The sequence below is a fragment of the Novosphingobium hassiacum genome, from assembly GCF_014196055.1.
GTDB classification, from domain to species: domain Bacteria; phylum Pseudomonadota; class Alphaproteobacteria; order Sphingomonadales; family Sphingomonadaceae; genus Novosphingobium; species Novosphingobium hassiacum.
Genome location: NZ_JACICY010000025.1, coordinates 1 through 16,503, shown reverse-complemented (window position 1 = coordinate 16,503; position 16,503 = coordinate 1). Strand labels below are relative to the sequence as shown.

Below are 16,503 nucleotides of genomic sequence, written 5' to 3'. Positions count from 1 at the left end.
CTGGCTGCTGGCTGCTGGCTGCTGGCTGCTGGCTGCTGGCTGCTGGCTGCTGGCTGTTTGGCGGCATCTTTGGGGGGTATTGCAGAGACTTTAGTTGTCTTTGGCGGGTCGCAAATATTCCTGTAATTTACAGGGTTACCGCAAATGACCAACATAGATAATTTCAATATAATTGAAGCTAGCAAAAGTTTTAAAAAAAAATACGGAATAGATCTCCTTAGGGAAGAGGCTAAAATTCTCATTCTTTTGGAAAAGCACGGCGGGCTTTCTACAAAAAATCTAATGAGTTTTCTAAATATATCAAACAGGGGGTTTTATTTAAAAATAAAATCCTTAACTGAAGAAGGGAAAATATATACTGAGGAATGCAAAACAGACAGAAGAGTTAAAATAATAAAGATAAAAAATTAAATTAATTAATAATATGAGGTTGGCACGCCAAATTTTATTGAGTGAGGTTTGCTTGATCCAAAAATCACAAGTTTTGCATAAGTCGGAAAACCACCTAAATCTGCGGCTCTCGGGTATGCGAAAGATATTTGCATAAAGAAGGGCATTTCGGTTATAGTTTGGGCATGACCATTTATGGCTATGCCCGCGTCTCAACAGACGGCCAGACTCTCGATGCACAGCGAGCGGCACTTGTCGCCGCTGGGGCTGCGAAGGTGTTCCACGAAACCGCGAGTGGCATAAAGAGCGATCGCAAGGAGCTGGCGAAGGCGCTCAAGGTGCTGGGAGCAGGGGATACGCTGATCGTTACCCGTCTCGACCGACTGGCGCGCTCAACGCGCGATCTGCTCAACATTCTCGACACGGTGGCAAGGGCAGGGGCGTTGTTCCGCTCGCTCGGTGATCCGTGGGCCGATACCACAACCCCACATGGCCGCTTAATGCTGACGGTGCTGGGCGGGCTGGCCGAGTTTGAGCGCGAGCTGATCGTTACGCGGACAGGGGAGGGGCGCGCCCGCGCCGTGGCGCGCGGACAGCATATGGGACGCCCGCCAATGCTCACCGCCCATCAACGCACCGAAGCCCTGCGCGCGCTGGCCGATGGCAGCGCAACGCAAGCGGATCTCGCGCGCCGGTTCAACGTCAGCCAAAGCACCATATCCCGCCTTGGGAACAAGCTCATCCCCGCAAAGGCCCAACCACCATTGGATTCGGATACTGAGCGCGCAGCGCGGGTGTTCATGAGCCGCATATCAGGCCGCTACGCCGTTGATCGCGCCATTCTGTTCGGAAGCCGCGCCCGTCGCACACACAACGCGACAAGTGACGCTGATATTGCCGTGGTGCTGAAAGGCGAACACGGCAAACGGTCAACCACGGCAATCGACATGGCGGGCATCGCGTTCGACGTAATGCTGGAAACCGGAATCCTGGTCGAAGCCCTGCCGCTGTGGGGCGACGAAATGGAAAACCCTGAACAATTCAGCAATCCCGCCCTGATCCGCACGATCCAGCGTGAAGGGGTAGCCCTGTGAGCAAGCCCGTCACACCGGCATCCTATATGCGGAAGGCGGCTCAAGCCTTGGCAAGCGCGCATCAATTGCTTGCCGGTGGTGATGCTGATGGCGCTTGTAACCGCGCTTATTATGCCATGTTCGACGCCGCTCACGCGGCGCTCCGTTCTGCCAACGTCGCGGAAACCGCTTCCGCTACCAAAACCCATAGAGGATTGATTGCGGCCTTCGGTCAGCATCTTGTCCTTGGCGGACACGTCGCGTCAGAACTCGGCAGTTCGCTTAACAAGGTCGAGCGTCTCCGCCTGCTCGCTGATTACACGGGTGATCCTGTCAGCGACGATGACGCCGTATGGGCAGTCGGGCAGGCTGATATTTTCGTTGCGGCAATCCGCGATGCATTCGGCATCGCGTAGCCGCCTGCTTTCCTGAATGTTGACGCGCCGCTTCAAATCGGCAAACTATCAATAATTCATCCCTGAAAGTTTGCAAACATGAAAATTATCACGATTGCAGCGCAGAAAGGCGGTGCAGGAAAAACAACCCTGGCCGTTAATCTAGCTGTTGCCGCCCAGGCCGGAGGGATCAAAACTGCTCTGATCGACCTCGATCCGCAGGAAAGCGCAACCGCGTGGAGCGAGAGGCGAACAGCTGAACTGCCCCACGTCGAACCATTAAGCGCCCGTAGATTATCTCCCTGGATCAATGCAGCTGAAGCCGAAGGCTTTGCGCTGGCGATCATCGACACACCGCCTGCGGCAGGCGCAGAAGCAGCAGAGGCCGTGCAGCGTTCGGATATGGTTTTGATACCATGCCGACCTTCCCTGATCGACCTAGAGGCAATCAAACGCACCGCGCAGCTTATCACAGCGACCGGCAAGCAGGCCTTCGTCGTCCTGAATGGCGCACCGCCAACCGCCACTGCCTTGTTAGACGATGCTCGCACGTTGGCCGAGGCAACCGGCTTACAGGTTGCCCGCGCGGTAATCCGTGAGCGTAGTAGCTTTCGAGCTGCGTGGCCGTATGGCCTAGGCGTGATTGAGCATGAGCCGGAAGGGAAGGCCGCATTAGAGATTGCAGCTTTGCGAGATTTCATATTTGAATATTTGCAAATTATCAAACCGTCACATGTGAAGACGAAAGGTAAGGCTGCACATGGCTAGAAAATCCCTATTATCCGCCGCTATCGAGCGGCCGCAGGCCGAGGCTAACGAAAACACTATCCCGCAGCCTGTGGCAGATGCTGTACGGGCAGAGGCCAAGCGACCTAACAGTAACGCAGGCAAGTATCACTTGGGCGGCTATTTCGATCAGGATGATCCGACCGCTGAAGCCTTCCGCGTATTGGCTGCAAAGACCCGCCGCAAACAACAAGACTTATTGGGGGAGGCAATCAGCGACCTTGTGGCGAAGTATGATGCGCGAGCTAAATTCGGGTCATGACAAAACGCATCCGCGATCCCATGCTGGCACTGCTAGCGCAATGGATTACGTTCGTGTCGCTTTTTGCACCAGCCTAGAAAGGCAGCATCCGCATTCTTGAGGGGTTGCTGCCCCTTGTCATCCCAGAAGGCGAGATAATCACCCTTGAGCGCGTAAACATCATATCCTGGCGCGACCGTGCGGGCCTTTTCCAGGGCCTGGTTGGAGATCATAGGGAACAGCGTTTCTTGGGGCAGGGCCTTTCCCGCGCGGGGCGTGAAAGTCACCTGATCGCGGGTGTTGTCAAAGCTCAGCGCATAGTCCGGAAAATGACCATGGGCATCGTCCTGGTCCACAATTGTCTTGATGAGACGCCGAAACTCAAAGTCGGTCGATTTGGACCCGCATTTGCGTTGCAGCGTATCCAGACCGAATTTGACAGCTTTGCCCGGCCACCCGCAATGCTTGCGGGCAATCTCGTATAGCCGCCTTTCCAGCGGCTTCCGTAGCCGAAAATATTGGCGGTTCAGGGTCAGCACTTCATTGGAACGGATCGCGTTGAACACCCAATCCGATAGCCGCACCTCGACCTCTTGCATCCGGCCTTCTCGCGTTTCGCGCATGATCCTCACACGATCGATCAGGCTGAAAATATCCAGCGCCTCAGTCCCACCAGTCAGGATATTGGTTTCAATTTGCGTTCCCTGAAGGCGTTTAAAGGCGCTGCGTAGCTGCTCATAGCCCCGGCCATCAGTTCCCCGATTGGTCGCCACCAATAGGTCATAGGCCTTGAAGCGCACGACCTGGTTGACTGGCTGTCCGGAGTTTAGCGCCGCCATGAGCTGGCTGATGCAATAGATCAGCACATCCCGGTCGTGAACTGTCGCCAGCCCCAGCTCGCCGGGAGACACGCGAACGAAGGTGGAGCCGTTGCGATATTCCCGCGCGGTCAGATCAGGCTTGGTGGAGATGCTGAATAAGGGATGCTCCATCGAGGCCATGTCCCCTTTGGGAGCGGCATCGAAAACGTCGCATACGAAAAAGTCCTGCTGAGGATAACGATCCGGTAGGAGAGGGGAGCGATCATCTGGATTCGTGTTATCACCCATAGCTGATACCTATCGTGTTTTCACCCATGGACCAATAGGCTTCGTGCTTTCACCCATTGAGCTGTGGACAACCCCTGTTTTCCTTTCGTGTTATCACCCATGATCTTTCGTGTTATCACCCATGATCTTTCGTGTTATCACCCATGAGAGTATTTTATAACTAACTGATTCAAAACAGAAAATCGGCACTTTATTTCAGCGTAACACAGATTCTAACACAATATAACACAAGGGCATTTTGGGAAAGCGAGGTGCGTTCCCCCACAGTAAAGCAAGGCAAGCGGAATTGGCCTAACGGCCAATGCGCTGTTTGGTGCGTGACGGCGATGCCGTCACAGGGCGACCTGCGGTCGCTGGGCTTCCGAGGGGGAAGTGGGGCGGGCGCAGCGTCCAATCGGACCCTAGCGCCTTGTGGAGGGGGCAGGGGCCGGCCAGGAGGCGAGGATTGGGCCTTCTCCCTTCCGCTGCACCCTTAGTTCCGATCGCGTGCCCTGTGGCCGCTCAGCCGGGAGCGCATGGCCGCTGTCGTCGTCGGTCAGCGCCCACATATCCTTGCCCGCGAAGCACCAGACCGAAACAGCGTCATCCGTCATTGTCCAACCTCTCAGGCGAGACCGCCTCCGCATCGAACGCCCGCTTGCCGCGCCGCTTCCAGAGCGCCAGCACGTCGCCGGCATCATCGCCTCGGGCGCGGGCCGCGCAATCCAGTAGAGCGCCGTAGAGGGTGGCGCGATCGTCGTCGGCGAGATCGACCAGGCCGGCTTTCTGGACGAGGCCGCCCAGTTCTATGAGATGGCGGGTTCGTTCGCGGCGTTGCACGACCCATCCTCTCGTATCGGTGCGGCGCGCGGCGGCTTCAACGCGGCGTAGCGCTTGCCCGGTTCGCGCCATCGCCTTGGCGGTCGCCGCGACATTATCCGCGAGCTTTCTTCCCGCGCCGCTGAAAGAAGGCGGAACCTTTCGCGCGCCACGCCTCCTTTTCTTCCGTGCTGGCCGATTCCACAGCGGCAAGCAGTGCGCCCGCCAGCGTATCGAGATCGAGCGCATCGGCTCCGGTGGACGTGACAAGCTCGCCAAGCTGCTGGACCTTCTTCACCTTCAACGCCCTGGCCTTGTCGCCAAGGGCTTTCAGCTCCGCGTCATAGTCGCGCGTTTTGCGCATCATTCTCTCCCTCGTGCCCGAAAACTGAAGCCGCAGGATAGCATGATCGCGCGCGCGAGGAACCGTTCCGAACAAAAAATGCGGCGAAGTCAATCACAGGAACGACAGGGAGTGTGAGTGCGCGCTTATACGTCGTTGCCGACGTGCGCTAAGAAAGGCAGTATAGCGGCCGTCATGGCGATCTACCATTTCTCAGCCAAGGTCATCAGCCGCGCCAATGGATCGAGCGCGGTTGCATCGGCCGCCTATCGTTCGGCGTCCGAGCTGCACGATGACCGACTCGGGCGTATCCAAGATTTCTCGAACAAGGCCGGTGTCGTCCATTCGGAAATCATGCTGCCCGAGGGTGCGCCGGAGCGTTTAAACGATCGCGCGACCTTGTGGAACGAGGTCGAGGCCGGCGAGAAACGCAAGGACGCGCAGCTTGCCCGCGAGGTTGAGTTTTCAATTCCGCGCGAAATGAATCAGGCGCAGGGCGTCGAGCTGGCGCGCGATTTCGTGAACAAGCAGTTCGTCGAACGCGGCATGGTCGCGGACCTCAATGTGCATTGGGACATGGGCAAGGACGGCCAGCCCAAGCCGCACGCGCACGTCATGCTGTCGATGCGCGAGGTAGGGCCGGAGGGGTTCGGCCAGAAGGTGCGCGAGTGGAACAGCGCCGAGCTTTTGAAAGGGTGGCGCGAGGCATGGGCCGATCATGTCAACGAACGGCTTGCGTCGCTCGATATTGATGCGCGGATCGACCATCGCACATTAGCGGCGCAGGGGATCGAGCTTGAGCCGCAGCACAAGATCGGGCCGGCAGCATCGCGGATGCCCGAACAGGGGCTTGAGGCCGAGCGGGTCGAGGACCATGCCCGGATCGCGCGCGCGAATGGCGAGAAGATCATTGCCGAGCCGGGGATCGCATTGGACGCGATCACGCGGCAACAGGCGACGTTCACCACCCGCGACCTGGCGATGTTCGTCCATCGGCACAGCGACGGCAAGGACCAGTTCGATTCCGCTATGAGCGCGGTGAAGGCGTCGCCCGAGCTGGTGGGGCTGGGGCAGGACGGGAAAGGGCAGGAGCGGTTCACCTCGCGCGAGATGATCGCGGTCGAGCAGCGGCTTGAGCGGGCCGCTGACAGGCTTGCAGAGCGGGGAGGGCATGGTCTCCCGGCAGCGGCCGTTAGGGGGGTGGCCGCTACCGGGAGTGATAGCCTGGTGCTGGGAACCCAGCAGGAAGCCGCGTTGGCGCATATCACCAGCCGGAACGATCTTTCAATCGTGGTCGGCTATGCCGGCACCGGCAAGTCGGCCATGCTGGGCGTGGCGCGCGACGAATGGGAGCGCGCCGGCTACACGGTGCGCGGTGCCGCCCTGTCGGGGATCGCGGCCGAGGGGCTGGAAGGCGGATCGGGCATCGCCTCGCGCACGATCGCCAGCCTCGAATATCAGTGGGGGCAGGGCCGCGAGCAGCTCGGGCCGCGCGACGTGCTGGTGATCGACGAGGCCGGGATGATCGGCACGCGCCAGATGGAGCGCGTGCTTGGCGAAGCCGAACGGGCCGGGGCCAAGGTCGTGCTTGTCGGCGATGCCGAGCAGTTGCAGGCGATCGAGGCGGGTGCCGCGTTCCGGGCGCTGGCCGAGCGGCACGGTGCCGCCGAGATCAGCGAGATACGCCGACAGCATGAGGATTGGCAGAAGGACGCCACGCGGGCGCTGGCGACCGGCAGGACCGGCGAGGCGATCCATGCCTATGAGCGTCATGGGATGGTCGAGGCGGCCGACACGCGCGAGCAGGCGCGTGCCGAGCTGGTGGACGGTTGGGACGCGCAGCGCCTTGCCGATCCGGACAAGAGCCGGATCATCCTCACCCACACCAATGCCGAGGTTCGCGATTTGAACCTGGCCGCGCGCGCACGCTTGCGTGACTCGGCTGCGCTTGGTCCCGACGTGGAGGTGAAGGCCGAGCGGGGCGCGCGGGAGTTCGCCAGCGGCGACCGCATCATGTTCCTCAAGAACGAGCGCGGGCTTGGGGTGAAGAACGGCACGCTGGGTAAGGTCGAGCGGGTTACGCCAGAGCATATGGCGGTCCGGCTCGACGACGGTCGATCGGTCGCGTTCGACCTGAAAGACTATGCCCATGTCGATCATGGCTATGCGGCGACCATCCATAAATCGCAGGGCGTGACGGTCGATCGGGCGCACGTCCTCGCCACCCCCGGCATGGACCGCCATTCGGCTTATGTCGGCTTGTCGCGACACCGTGACGGGGTGCAGCTCCATTACGGGCGCGACGACTTCGCCGATCAGCGCCAGCTTGTCCGCACCCTGTCGCGCGAGCGGTCGAAGGATATGGCGTCGGATTATCCGATGTATCGGGACCGCGACGCCGAGGTTCGTGACTTCGCCGATCGGCGCGGGTTGTCGGGCGAGATCCGCTTGCCGGATGCGCCCGAGAGGCAGGGGGTCGAGATCTTTGCGCCTCGCCGTGGATATTCGCGCGAAGTGCGTGAGGATCCACGGCCGATCAGCCGCGGCGATCAGGAGGCGAAGGCCGCGGGTGAGCGTCAGCCGCGGCGGGGCATGTTCGACGGATTCAAGCCGAAGCCGATCGAGCGACCCGCGCCGGGGCGTGTCCAGGGCGAGAAACCCAAGCGCGGCATGTTCGACGGGTTGAAGCTCGACGCGACGCCGGCGACGCCTTCGCCCGCGCGGGCCGATCGCGGCGAGGACCGCGCCTTCGCGCGCGCTGTCGAGCGGACCTCGCGCTCGGCCGAGGTGGTGTTGCAGGCGCGGGCATCGGGTGCGCCGATCCTTGAGCATCAGAAGGTCGCGCTCGAGCGCGCGATCCATGCGCTCGATACGCTCCGGCCGGGGGCTTCGGACGATATGACGGAGGCGATGAAGCGCAATCCTGAATTGCTGCGCGAAGCGGCGGCGGGGCGCAGCGGCCCGATGATCGAGGCGATGGCCCGAGAAGCCCGCGTGCGCGTCGATCCGGCTTTGCGCGCCGATCGGTTCGTGGAACGCTGGCAGGGCCTCAGCGCCGATCGGGACCGCCTCTATCGCGCCGGCGACATGTCGGGCCGGGAAAAGGCGGGGCAGGAAATGGCGGGCATGGCGAAAAGCCTTGAGCGCGATCCCCAGGTTGAATCGCTCCTGCGCGGCCGTAGTCGCGAGTTGGGGCTTGAGAGGGGCATCAACCAGAGCCGTGAGCTTGCCCGCGAGCTGACCCGCGATTTGGGGCTCGGCAGGGGCTTGGGGATGAGCCGGTAAGGAGAGGATATGGACGACGACCGCGAAGACATGGGCGAGGATGACGCGGCGCGGGCATTCGCCCAGCTTGGCCGCGAGGTGTCGTTGCTGCGCAGTGCCATCGAGGGACTGACGGCCGCGCGCGAGTCCATCGAGATACCCGATTATCAGCCGACGCTTGAGCGCACGGAGAAAATATTGGTGGCGCTCGCCCAGCGGATCGATCCCATCGCCAAAAGTCCGCTATTGTCGATGACCCCGGATTCCATGACGAGCCAGATCGCGACGGCGGCGAGCGGCGCGCGCCGCGAGGACGCGCGGCTTGTCGCCGAGGCACGCGCAGGGCTGGACAAGGCCGCCCGCGAGATCGGCAACCGGCTAGCATCCGCGCGCCGGGGCGACGAGCAGAACCGCTGGCTGGTGTGGGCCGGATTGGGCGGCGTGGTGTTGGGGATGTTGCTCTACGCCCTGGCGCAAATACCGCTCGCGCTTCTCGCGCCGACAAGCTGGCGCTGGCCCGAGCGCCTGGCGACGCGCGTTCTGGACGAGGGTAGCCCGTGGGAAGCAGGGCAACACCTGATGCAGACGGCCGCGCCCGAGAGCTGGGGCGTGATCGTCGCGGCGGCACCGCTCGCGGATGGCAACCGCGAGGCTATTCAGACGTGCCGCGAGAAGGCCGCCAAGGCCAAGAAGGCGGTGCGCTGCACGATCGACGTGAAGGCGGCGCAATAGGCATGGAGGTTTCGACCGAATTGGACCGAAATACTTTGGTGGCCTTGCTCGACCGGATGATACGCGCCGAGGCGCTTGGCGATGCCCCGCCCCAGGCCGAACGGGGCGACTGGATGTTCGGCAGCGTCGATCCCACCGAGTTCACCGAACCCGATGAGCATGGCTGGATGGCGATAGTACCGTCCTCCCTGCCCAGGATATGGATACCGCGCGCGCTGTGCTTCTGGCGCATGGTGGTGTCGATCGGTGGCACGATCAGCTTGGAGCAACTGGCGCATCCCGCCCATTCGTTGGCGCGATGGCCGGCGATCGAGCAGGCCGTGCGGTCGTATCTGGCGATTTCCGCCCCCGATCTCATCCTCATTGATTCAGCGCGTGAATCAGCGACGCGCCATTGAGTCAGATAAGTCGTCGGACTTCGCAAAGCTGATTTTGTAGGCTCCGCGCCATGTTCGGCGCGAACCTTCCTCTGCCTGATCCGATCGAGCTGGTGGCGCTCGACCCGGCCCGCAACATTCGCCGGCGCTACAGCATCACCGCCAGCCTCGACCTCTTTGGCATGATCGTCGTCGAAACCCGCTGGGGGCGGATCGGCGCGCGCGGTCAGGCGCAGGCCCGAGCCTTCGCCGATCGCGCGGCGGCCGAGCGGCATATCGCCGCGACCCTGAGCCGGCGCGATACCGCCGAGAGCCGGATCGGCGTCGCCTACCGTCCGCTATAGGCATCTCTAGCATTGACTTCGCCTCCCCCTGCAGGCGGAGGAATAAGGCACTTTGGAAGCGATCAGGCGCGAGTTTCCGTGATATAGAGACGAAGCACGCGATTGATCTCGGTCTGGTATCCTCGACCTTCCGCGTGATCCTTAAACCAGGCCACGACATCGGCGTCGAGCCGAAGCGTGACCGGCTTCTTGACGGGCTTGTAAAGGCCAGGTCGGCGCGCATGCAGCCAAGCCTCAGGGGAAGTCTCATGAGTATCGACAGTATCGATCTGATCATCCGGCAGTGAAGCCAGCTTGTTGAGTTGATCCTGCAACGCGGCCTCAAGGGGTTTCTTGCTCATATCGTCGTCTCTCGTGCTTTGTTACCTTGCAGGCGCTGACGATCGGGTTAAAAATCACCGTTTGGCTTTCGCTAAGCGTTGCTCAGCGTACCATCTATGGCCTTTCCTCGGATATTTAAGAACAAGGGGACGGAAGCGAGCTTCCATCCCCTTGGGTAACATCTACGTTAGTTCATTTTGGTCTTTGGGGGTCAGAACCGGACGTTGATGCCACCACGCGCTTCGGCACCCTTCTGAGAGCCACCGAAATTGAGACCGCCTTGGACAAAGACGCCGATGCGTTCTTTGAACAGTGCGCTGATTCCGCCGTCAATGGAGCCGAAGCCCTTCGGATCGACACCCTTCAGAGTGAATGGGCTTCCACCCGTCGCGAAGGCAAATTCACGGCTGCTGCCGACATCCCCCTGGAAGGTGTAGCTCAGCTTGCCGAAGGGACGGATGGAGACGTCGCCGCCATTGGACAGTTCTGCACCCAGGCGAACGCCCAGTTCAGGCACGAATACTGTCTTGGAGTCGCGTCCGGCAGTCAGGCCGATACCTGCTCCACCCTGTTCGGTGAAGCCACCCAGCGTCCAGTGACGTAGCGCCAGCTTGCCAAAGGGCAGGACAGTGACGCCCGAACCGGCCAGCACGTCATAACCCAGTTCGACATTGCCGTCCCACTGGCGACCCTTGAAGGATGCCGTGATCGTGCGATCAAGCACGGTCAGATCGCGGGTGACGTCGAAGTTGGAAAAGCCATAGACGAACTGTGCACCGGCCTGGATCGGTCCAAAGACATGCTTCCAGTTGACGCCGAGCGAGTAGGTCTTGGCTTTCGCCGTTTCTGGGGTGCCGCGAGCGGCAATGTCGTGTTCAGCATAGGCGAAGCCGATACCGAAGGTGCCATTGTCCGCATAACCCAGGTTCAGGCCGATCGCTCCGCCATAGCTGTTGTCACGAATCTTCGATGCGCCCGAATTCGTGTCGCCATAGCGGGCGAAGCGACCAACCGGATTGATCCACACGCCGTTGCTGCCAATGGCTGCTGCGGTCTCGAACGATTCGGTCAGGGCTGAATTCTGCTCGATCGCCGCCAGCGAACCATAGATTTCCGCCGATGACAGTTCATTGAACACCTGCGCCGCGCCCGCTTGGCTGAGACGCCAGTCGAGACCCGAGATGATGTTCGCGGCATCCTGCACCAGGCCGATCTCGCTCACCGTGGTGAATACCGATCCGCCATTGGCGTCGTCACTGATCTTCTGGACGATCGTTGGGATCAGCGCATCCAGTGCATTGGCGGCCGATACGGCATTGGGGTTAGTCGCCGCAGTAGCGTAACCGACACGTTTGGCGACGATCTTGACGGTCTTGGTCGCGTCATCCTTCTGCAGATCGAAGCTTACAAAGGGTGAACTGATCGACTGGTTGACAGTCGCGCTCACAGCGCTGTCCGTATCGCCATAGGTGAACAGCGTATAGCCATCTCCCGCCGAATAGATTGCATCCTTAGTCACATCGACCAGCACCTTGCCGCTCAGAGTGACCTTGCCCGTCACGTCGATACGCGAGGGGGTGGACTGAGCGGAGAAGCCATTGGCCGGCGTGGTGAAGAAGGGCACGGTCGCCCCTGCTTCGATCGGCCCAAGCACTTCGCTGCCGCCATTGGCCGTGCCGACCGACACCGGAGCGAAACGCACCAGTGACGGGCTCACCCCGACCACAGTCGTGCCCGTGTCCGACTGGCTATAGTCGCCATTCAGTACAACATGCACGCCAGAGATCGTTTCCACGCCTGCAGAGGTGATGCTGCCTCCGACAAGGCCACCGTCGATCAACGTCCGGCGACCGAAGACCAGTGAGCCGCCATCGACGACAATGTTACCCTGAATACCGATATAGGCACCATCTGCGTCGGTTGGGTCATAGGCAGGTCCCGTGATCTGCAATTCACCAGCACTAACGTTGATTGACCCGACATCGGCACTCCAGCGATTGAGGTCTACAGAATCCTCAATATAGGGGGCAAGATCGAGAACGAAAGTGCCCGCATCGGCCTTATTGACGCTGTTGACGCCCAGAATACGTACTGCACCGGTGCTATAAGTACCGAAGCCAAGTTCCTGTGCTTCCTTCGGCAGCACTGCTTCGGGAGTGTAGGTGGGTGAAGTCGGGGTTTTGAGGTTGAGGACATCAGCCCCCAGGAAACCCGATCCGTTGAGGTTCAGGACCGTATCGGTCAGGAATGCACCCGTTTCAGCGTCACGCTGGCCGACGATGTTGCCCAGTGTGACCGACCCGGCATTCAGGTTGACCGTTGCCTTCACGTCACTCGTCTTGATGTCTGGGGCGTCATCCCTACCGAAGGGGTCGGTAATAGTCGCATCGCCGACATAGACGCCGCCGCCCAGGAAGTTATTCTGGTCGAACGTATAGGTTTGCGCTGTCAGTGCTTCGGCAGGCGTGACCGTCTGGGTGGTGGTGGTGACGGTATCGATTTGGGTTTGGCTGTGATTATCGATTGATTGGCCCAACACCACCGTGCCCGCAATGCCGCCGCCATTGGTAAGGATGCCGGTCGCACCAGCGACATAGACATCGCCCCCGATCAGCGCGCCTGCGGCGTTGGTGACCGTCGCCGCGCCACCGATGCCGGTATATGCATTGGTGGTTTCGTCCTGGCGTAGGCCGACATTGTTGAGGTTGGTGCTCTTCGAGGTCGATGACACTACCGAATGCAGGGTATCGGCAATGACAGACCCCTCGATCATACCGGCATTGCTGACCGTGGCCGTCTTGTCGCCATCGGCATAGACGCTGCCGCCGATCTCGCTCTTGGTGCCGACCGCTACATTAGCGTCACCGCCAGCCAAGGTTGTGGCGTAAGACGCGCTGTTTTCGGTTGCTTCACCGGCGCTATTGTAGAGCGTGGTCGCTTCGCTGGCCGAGTTGGTGAAGTGGCTGTAGGCTTCAACGTTGCCATTTACTTTGGAACCATTGGCAATCGTCGCTGTGGCGGAGGAGAGGCCGGTTGCATAGACCGAACCGGATACCCCAATCTTGTCAGCCTTTTGCAGATCGCTGGCCGTATCGACCAGGATCGAAGCTGCGCCGCCGACATTGTTGCTGGTGGAACTGCTCACTTGCTTGGACACCTTGGGTACCAGCGAACCAAAGCTGGTCGAACCGGAAGCCGCTACCTTGCCCGCATAGTCAGTCGTGCTGCTAGACTGATAGTCGTTGCCATAGGCTGCCGTGGCGACAGCGTCCCCGCCGATAGTGCCGGTGACGGTGGTCGTCGCCTTTCCGCGCGTGGTGGAGCTTTCCGCGTTGCCAGCCACGGTTCCGGCGACTGCTACAGTTGCATCACCTACATCGGCGCTGGTGGCATAGCTGGAGGTGTATTTGTCGGAAGCTGTTGCTGTGCCCTCCGCCGGAACGCGCGTGAAGCTTCGCTCCTGTTTGGTGGTATAGTCAGTGCCATCCGCATTGGCATAAACGCCGCCAAAAGGATTGTCAGCGCTGCTGCCGACCACGCCGCCCTTGGCAACCGTGACGCTTGCGCCCGTTTGGCCATAGGCATTGACATTGCCAGACAGCGTGGCGGCCTTGCCCGTGGCCGCAACATCGACGGTGGAGGCACCGCCGACCGAATTGTAGCCGTAGTCATCAGTTCGCGCCAGACTGTCTGTGCGCGCTACGCTGGACGTGATCGTCTGCGATGCCGTCTGGGTGGAAGCACTGCTGACATCAGTACCCGATGCGCTCGAATATATCCCGCCTTCGACGGTGCCCGAAAGGGTGACACCGCTGTTGCCGGTGGCATAGGAGGACAGCGAAGGCACTACTCCGGCCTCGCCCTCAGCCAGCTTGCCGCTGACGGTGACGCTGCTGTCGCCACCTGCATTGGTGGTGGACGAAGAACTGGACGCGCTGGTCAGGCTGCGCGTGCCGTTGCCGCCCGACAAAACCTCAACCGATTTGCTTTCGCTGTTCGACTGGCTGTTCGCCGAGCCGGCTTGCGACGTCAGGCTACCATAAATTACGCCGGAAACGGTCGCGCTGCTCGCCTGGTCGGCGAGTTGGTTTACCGATCCATTGCCGTTGACGCCGAAATTCAGCGTGCCGTTGGCATTGGCATAAGTGCCGGTGACATTGCCGCCGGTGTGTGTCGTGACGGTCGTGGATTTGTCTTCGACAGAGGTCGTTACGACATCCAGCGCGGGCGGCGTCGCGATCGCGGTCGAAACCTTGGTCGTGTTGCTGCTGGTCGTCGCGTTGTCCGTGCCTTGACTGACCAAGCTGGTCGAACCGAATACAACACCGTCGTTGTTGTAAGTCACGTCACCACCCGCGCTCAGCGAGACATTGCCCTGCACTTGCCCACCAACTTCGTTGACGAAGCTGGCGGTGCCAGTGGTGGTTGCGCTGCGTGAGGTCGATTCGCTCTGGCTGGTTGTCTCGATCAGCGTAGCGCTGGTCGTGGTGCTACTGCCGACCTTGCCGCTGGAATTTGTCAGAGACCGGCGCGACGTGCCTGTGACATTGCCCTTGATCGTCCCGGCATTGTTCAGAACGACGCTATTGTCCCCGATGGCTGTGAAGTTGCCATCGACCGTCCCGGTCGCGCCGACCGCGCCGGTAGCGGCGCCGCCCGCCCCAACATTAGTGTCGCTATAGGTGTAGCCCGTGGGGGTCGAAGCATAATCATAGGCATTATTTGTAGCAGTCGAAGTAAGACTGACATTCCCGTCAACCGTGCCGTCGATCACTGTCGATGCGCTGCCTTGGCCATTTACGCTGACCGAACCTCCGACGCTGCCATCTTCGCCGACAGAAACGTCGGCGGCTTTGCCAACGGCAGTGCTGGTGGTTTTTGTTGAACCGCTGACCGGGACGGCGCCATCGACGACGCTGATATCCGTGTAGGTGGTAGAAGTGCCGTTCGAACTGGCATTCACATTGCCCGCAACCGCACCATCAATGGTTGCGCTGGCACCCCCGATGCCGGTCGCGCTGACAAGGGCCACATCGCCGTCACCGCCGACAGTTACATTGGCCGATCCGCCCCCGCGCGTGACGTCGTTGCGGACGGTGGTGGTGGTTACAGTGCCGCTGGTCACTGCATTGCTGCCGCCCACCGTTTCGGTCACGCCGCCGGCCGACGCGATGACATTGCGCGCCTTGGCGGAAACGGTCACTTCCGCGCCATTCAGGCCGGTCGCGTTCAGATTGCCGCGTACGCTGTCTTCAGCATCCGCCGCATCGCCGGCCTGCACAATGCTGGCTTTCCCACCAGCAAAGCTGGTCTTTGTAACGCCATCAACTGGCGCAGCGGCGGTATCCACCGTGATCGAGCTTGCCACGACATTACCCGACCGCACCGCGCCCGCAGCCGATGTCGTGATCGACACATTGCCCTGACCCGATGCCGTGATGCCGTTATAGATTTCGCCGCCATTAGTGATGGAGGCATCGCCGCCGAAGCCAACGGTGCGCAGCCCACCAGCGATCAGGCCGTTATTGGTGCCTTTGAAGCTGTTCGCTGCACCAGCCGCCGCACGGCCGTTGAAGATTGCGCCTGCGCCATCGGTCACTGAACCAGTCGCTGCATCGACCGCGCCGATCTTGCCATCGCTCAGAAATTCAATCTTGCCATCGCCTTGACCGGTGTTGGGATTCAGCACGATCGAATCGCCCAACACGACACCGGCTGACGGCACCGTCAGCTTTAGATTTGCGTCGTCGGGGGCCGTGATTGCAGTCACGATCGCCGCATTCACGGTGGTACCGGGCACCGACGTCGCGGGTGCGACTGGAGCGGGCACGCTGACATCACGCGCTTGTGCGGCGGAAGCCGCCATAAAAGCGACCGGAATAGCTGTCGAAATAAGCAGCGATTTTTGGAAATTCTTGAGCATGTTTCTACCATTTCCTTAGTGTTCTCAGGCGGCATAAAATGCCGCGCCCATTCGCTAATATTTAGCGGAGGGCGATCTGAGTTTTTTAAAATATGTGATTAGTTGGCGGTTGCAGCCATATAAATATTGGTCACGACATCAATTCCCCCCGGAAACCTAAATGATTGCACGCGACTGCATAGCTACGATATGATCGTAGCTTCGCCGTCAATTTGCGGGTGTATTGACATAAATGGCAATCACAACAGCTATCGACTGCAAAAAATGCATGTAAATAGTTCTAATGGTTGCGCGGAATTACAAATATTGTAACTGGCTGCTGGCTGCTGGCTGCTGGCTGCTGGCTGCTGGCTGCTGGCTGCTGGCTGTTTGGCGGCATCTTTGGGGGGTATTGCAGAGACTTTAGT

14 protein-coding genes are annotated in these 16,503 nt (G+C 60.4%); 9 read left to right on the top strand and 5 right to left on the bottom strand.

Translation table 11 applies throughout. The features are described 5' to 3' along the window. Nucleotides 1-144 precede the first annotated feature (144 nt). The 5 genes from GGQ88_RS20245 to GGQ88_RS20220 all read left to right on the top strand — a co-directional run bounded on the left by GGQ88_RS20245 (nucleotide 145) and on the right by GGQ88_RS20220 (nucleotide 2,906). Nucleotides 145-411, top strand: a complete 267-nt coding sequence (locus GGQ88_RS20245) for an HTH domain-containing protein (protein ID WP_145907851.1) — start codon at nucleotides 145-147, stop codon at nucleotides 409-411. A 164-nt stretch (nucleotides 412-575) separates the two neighbouring features. Then, the gene (locus GGQ88_RS21135) at nucleotides 576-1,484 is read left to right on the top strand and encodes a recombinase family protein (RefSeq protein WP_021317600.1); all 909 of its coding nucleotides are present in this window, start codon (nucleotides 576-578) and stop codon (nucleotides 1,482-1,484) included. Then, entirely contained in the window at nucleotides 1,481-1,879 is a 399-nt protein-coding gene (locus GGQ88_RS20230; protein WP_221214802.1) for a HEPN domain-containing protein, read from the top strand. Before GGQ88_RS21135 ends, GGQ88_RS20230 begins: the two co-directional genes overlap by 4 nt. 78 nt (nucleotides 1,880-1,957) lie before the next feature. Continuing rightward, on the top strand, nucleotides 1,958-2,626 hold the full coding sequence (locus tag GGQ88_RS20225) for a ParA family protein (protein WP_066564817.1): 669 nt from the start codon (nucleotides 1,958-1,960) through the stop codon (nucleotides 2,624-2,626). Continuing rightward, a complete protein-coding gene (locus GGQ88_RS20220; RefSeq protein WP_021238836.1) occupies nucleotides 2,619-2,906 on the top strand; it encodes a ribbon-helix-helix domain-containing protein in 288 nt (95 codons plus the stop codon). Before GGQ88_RS20225 ends, GGQ88_RS20220 begins: the two co-directional genes overlap by 8 nt. A 32-nt stretch (nucleotides 2,907-2,938) precedes the next feature. On the opposite strand, the gene GGQ88_RS20215 is transcribed toward GGQ88_RS20220, so the two are convergent. The 3 genes from GGQ88_RS20215 to GGQ88_RS20205 all read right to left on the bottom strand — a co-directional run bounded on the left by GGQ88_RS20215 (nucleotide 2,939) and on the right by GGQ88_RS20205 (nucleotide 5,156). Continuing rightward, nucleotides 2,939-3,994 (bottom strand): replication initiator protein A, encoded by a 1,056-nt coding sequence (locus GGQ88_RS20215; protein ID WP_030092293.1) that lies wholly within the window; start codon nucleotides 3,992-3,994, stop codon nucleotides 2,939-2,941. Nucleotides 3,995-4,576: 582 nt separating this feature from the next. Then, the gene (locus GGQ88_RS20210; protein WP_021238840.1) at nucleotides 4,577-4,813 is read right to left on the bottom strand and encodes a conjugal transfer protein TraD; all 237 of its coding nucleotides are present in this window, start codon (nucleotides 4,811-4,813) and stop codon (nucleotides 4,577-4,579) included. Between the two features lie 94 nt (nucleotides 4,814-4,907). Further along, nucleotides 4,908-5,156, bottom strand: coding sequence for a conjugal transfer protein TraD (locus tag GGQ88_RS20205; RefSeq protein ID WP_030092294.1), 249 nt, complete (start codon nucleotides 5,154-5,156; stop codon nucleotides 4,908-4,910). A gap of 174 nt (nucleotides 5,157-5,330) precedes the next feature. On the opposite strand from GGQ88_RS20205, the gene traA reads away from it, so the two are divergent. Genes traA through GGQ88_RS20185 form a run of 4 tightly spaced genes read left to right on the top strand, consistent with a single transcriptional unit; the run spans nucleotide 5,331 to nucleotide 9,852 of the window. Beyond that, nucleotides 5,331-8,420 (top strand): Ti-type conjugative transfer relaxase TraA, encoded by a 3,090-nt coding sequence (gene traA / locus GGQ88_RS20200; protein ID WP_021238842.1) that lies wholly within the window; start codon nucleotides 5,331-5,333, stop codon nucleotides 8,418-8,420. A gap of 9 nt (nucleotides 8,421-8,429) precedes the next feature. Further along, nucleotides 8,430-9,131 carry a DUF6118 family protein gene (locus tag GGQ88_RS20195; protein ID WP_021238843.1) on the top strand — a complete coding sequence of 234 codons (702 nt, stop codon included), beginning with the start codon at nucleotides 8,430-8,432 and terminating at the stop codon, nucleotides 9,129-9,131. Between the two features lie 2 nt (nucleotides 9,132-9,133). Next, nucleotides 9,134-9,529, top strand: coding sequence for a hypothetical protein (locus GGQ88_RS20190; protein ID WP_030092288.1), 396 nt, complete (start codon nucleotides 9,134-9,136; stop codon nucleotides 9,527-9,529). 50 nt (nucleotides 9,530-9,579) lie between these two features. Then, entirely contained in the window at nucleotides 9,580-9,852 is a 273-nt protein-coding gene (locus tag GGQ88_RS20185) for a WGR domain-containing protein (RefSeq protein ID WP_021238845.1), read from the top strand. Between the two features lie 62 nt (nucleotides 9,853-9,914). On the opposite strand, the gene GGQ88_RS20180 is transcribed toward GGQ88_RS20185, so the two are convergent. Both GGQ88_RS20180 and GGQ88_RS20175 read right to left on the bottom strand, forming a co-directional pair. Continuing rightward, a complete protein-coding gene (locus GGQ88_RS20180; protein ID WP_021317602.1) occupies nucleotides 9,915-10,193 on the bottom strand; it encodes a BrnA antitoxin family protein in 279 nt (92 codons plus the stop codon). 191 nt (nucleotides 10,194-10,384) lie between these two features. Next, a complete protein-coding gene (locus tag GGQ88_RS20175; protein ID WP_145206911.1) occupies nucleotides 10,385-16,096 on the bottom strand; it encodes an autotransporter domain-containing protein in 5,712 nt (1,903 codons plus the stop codon). Nucleotides 16,097-16,503: the final 407 nt, after the last annotated feature.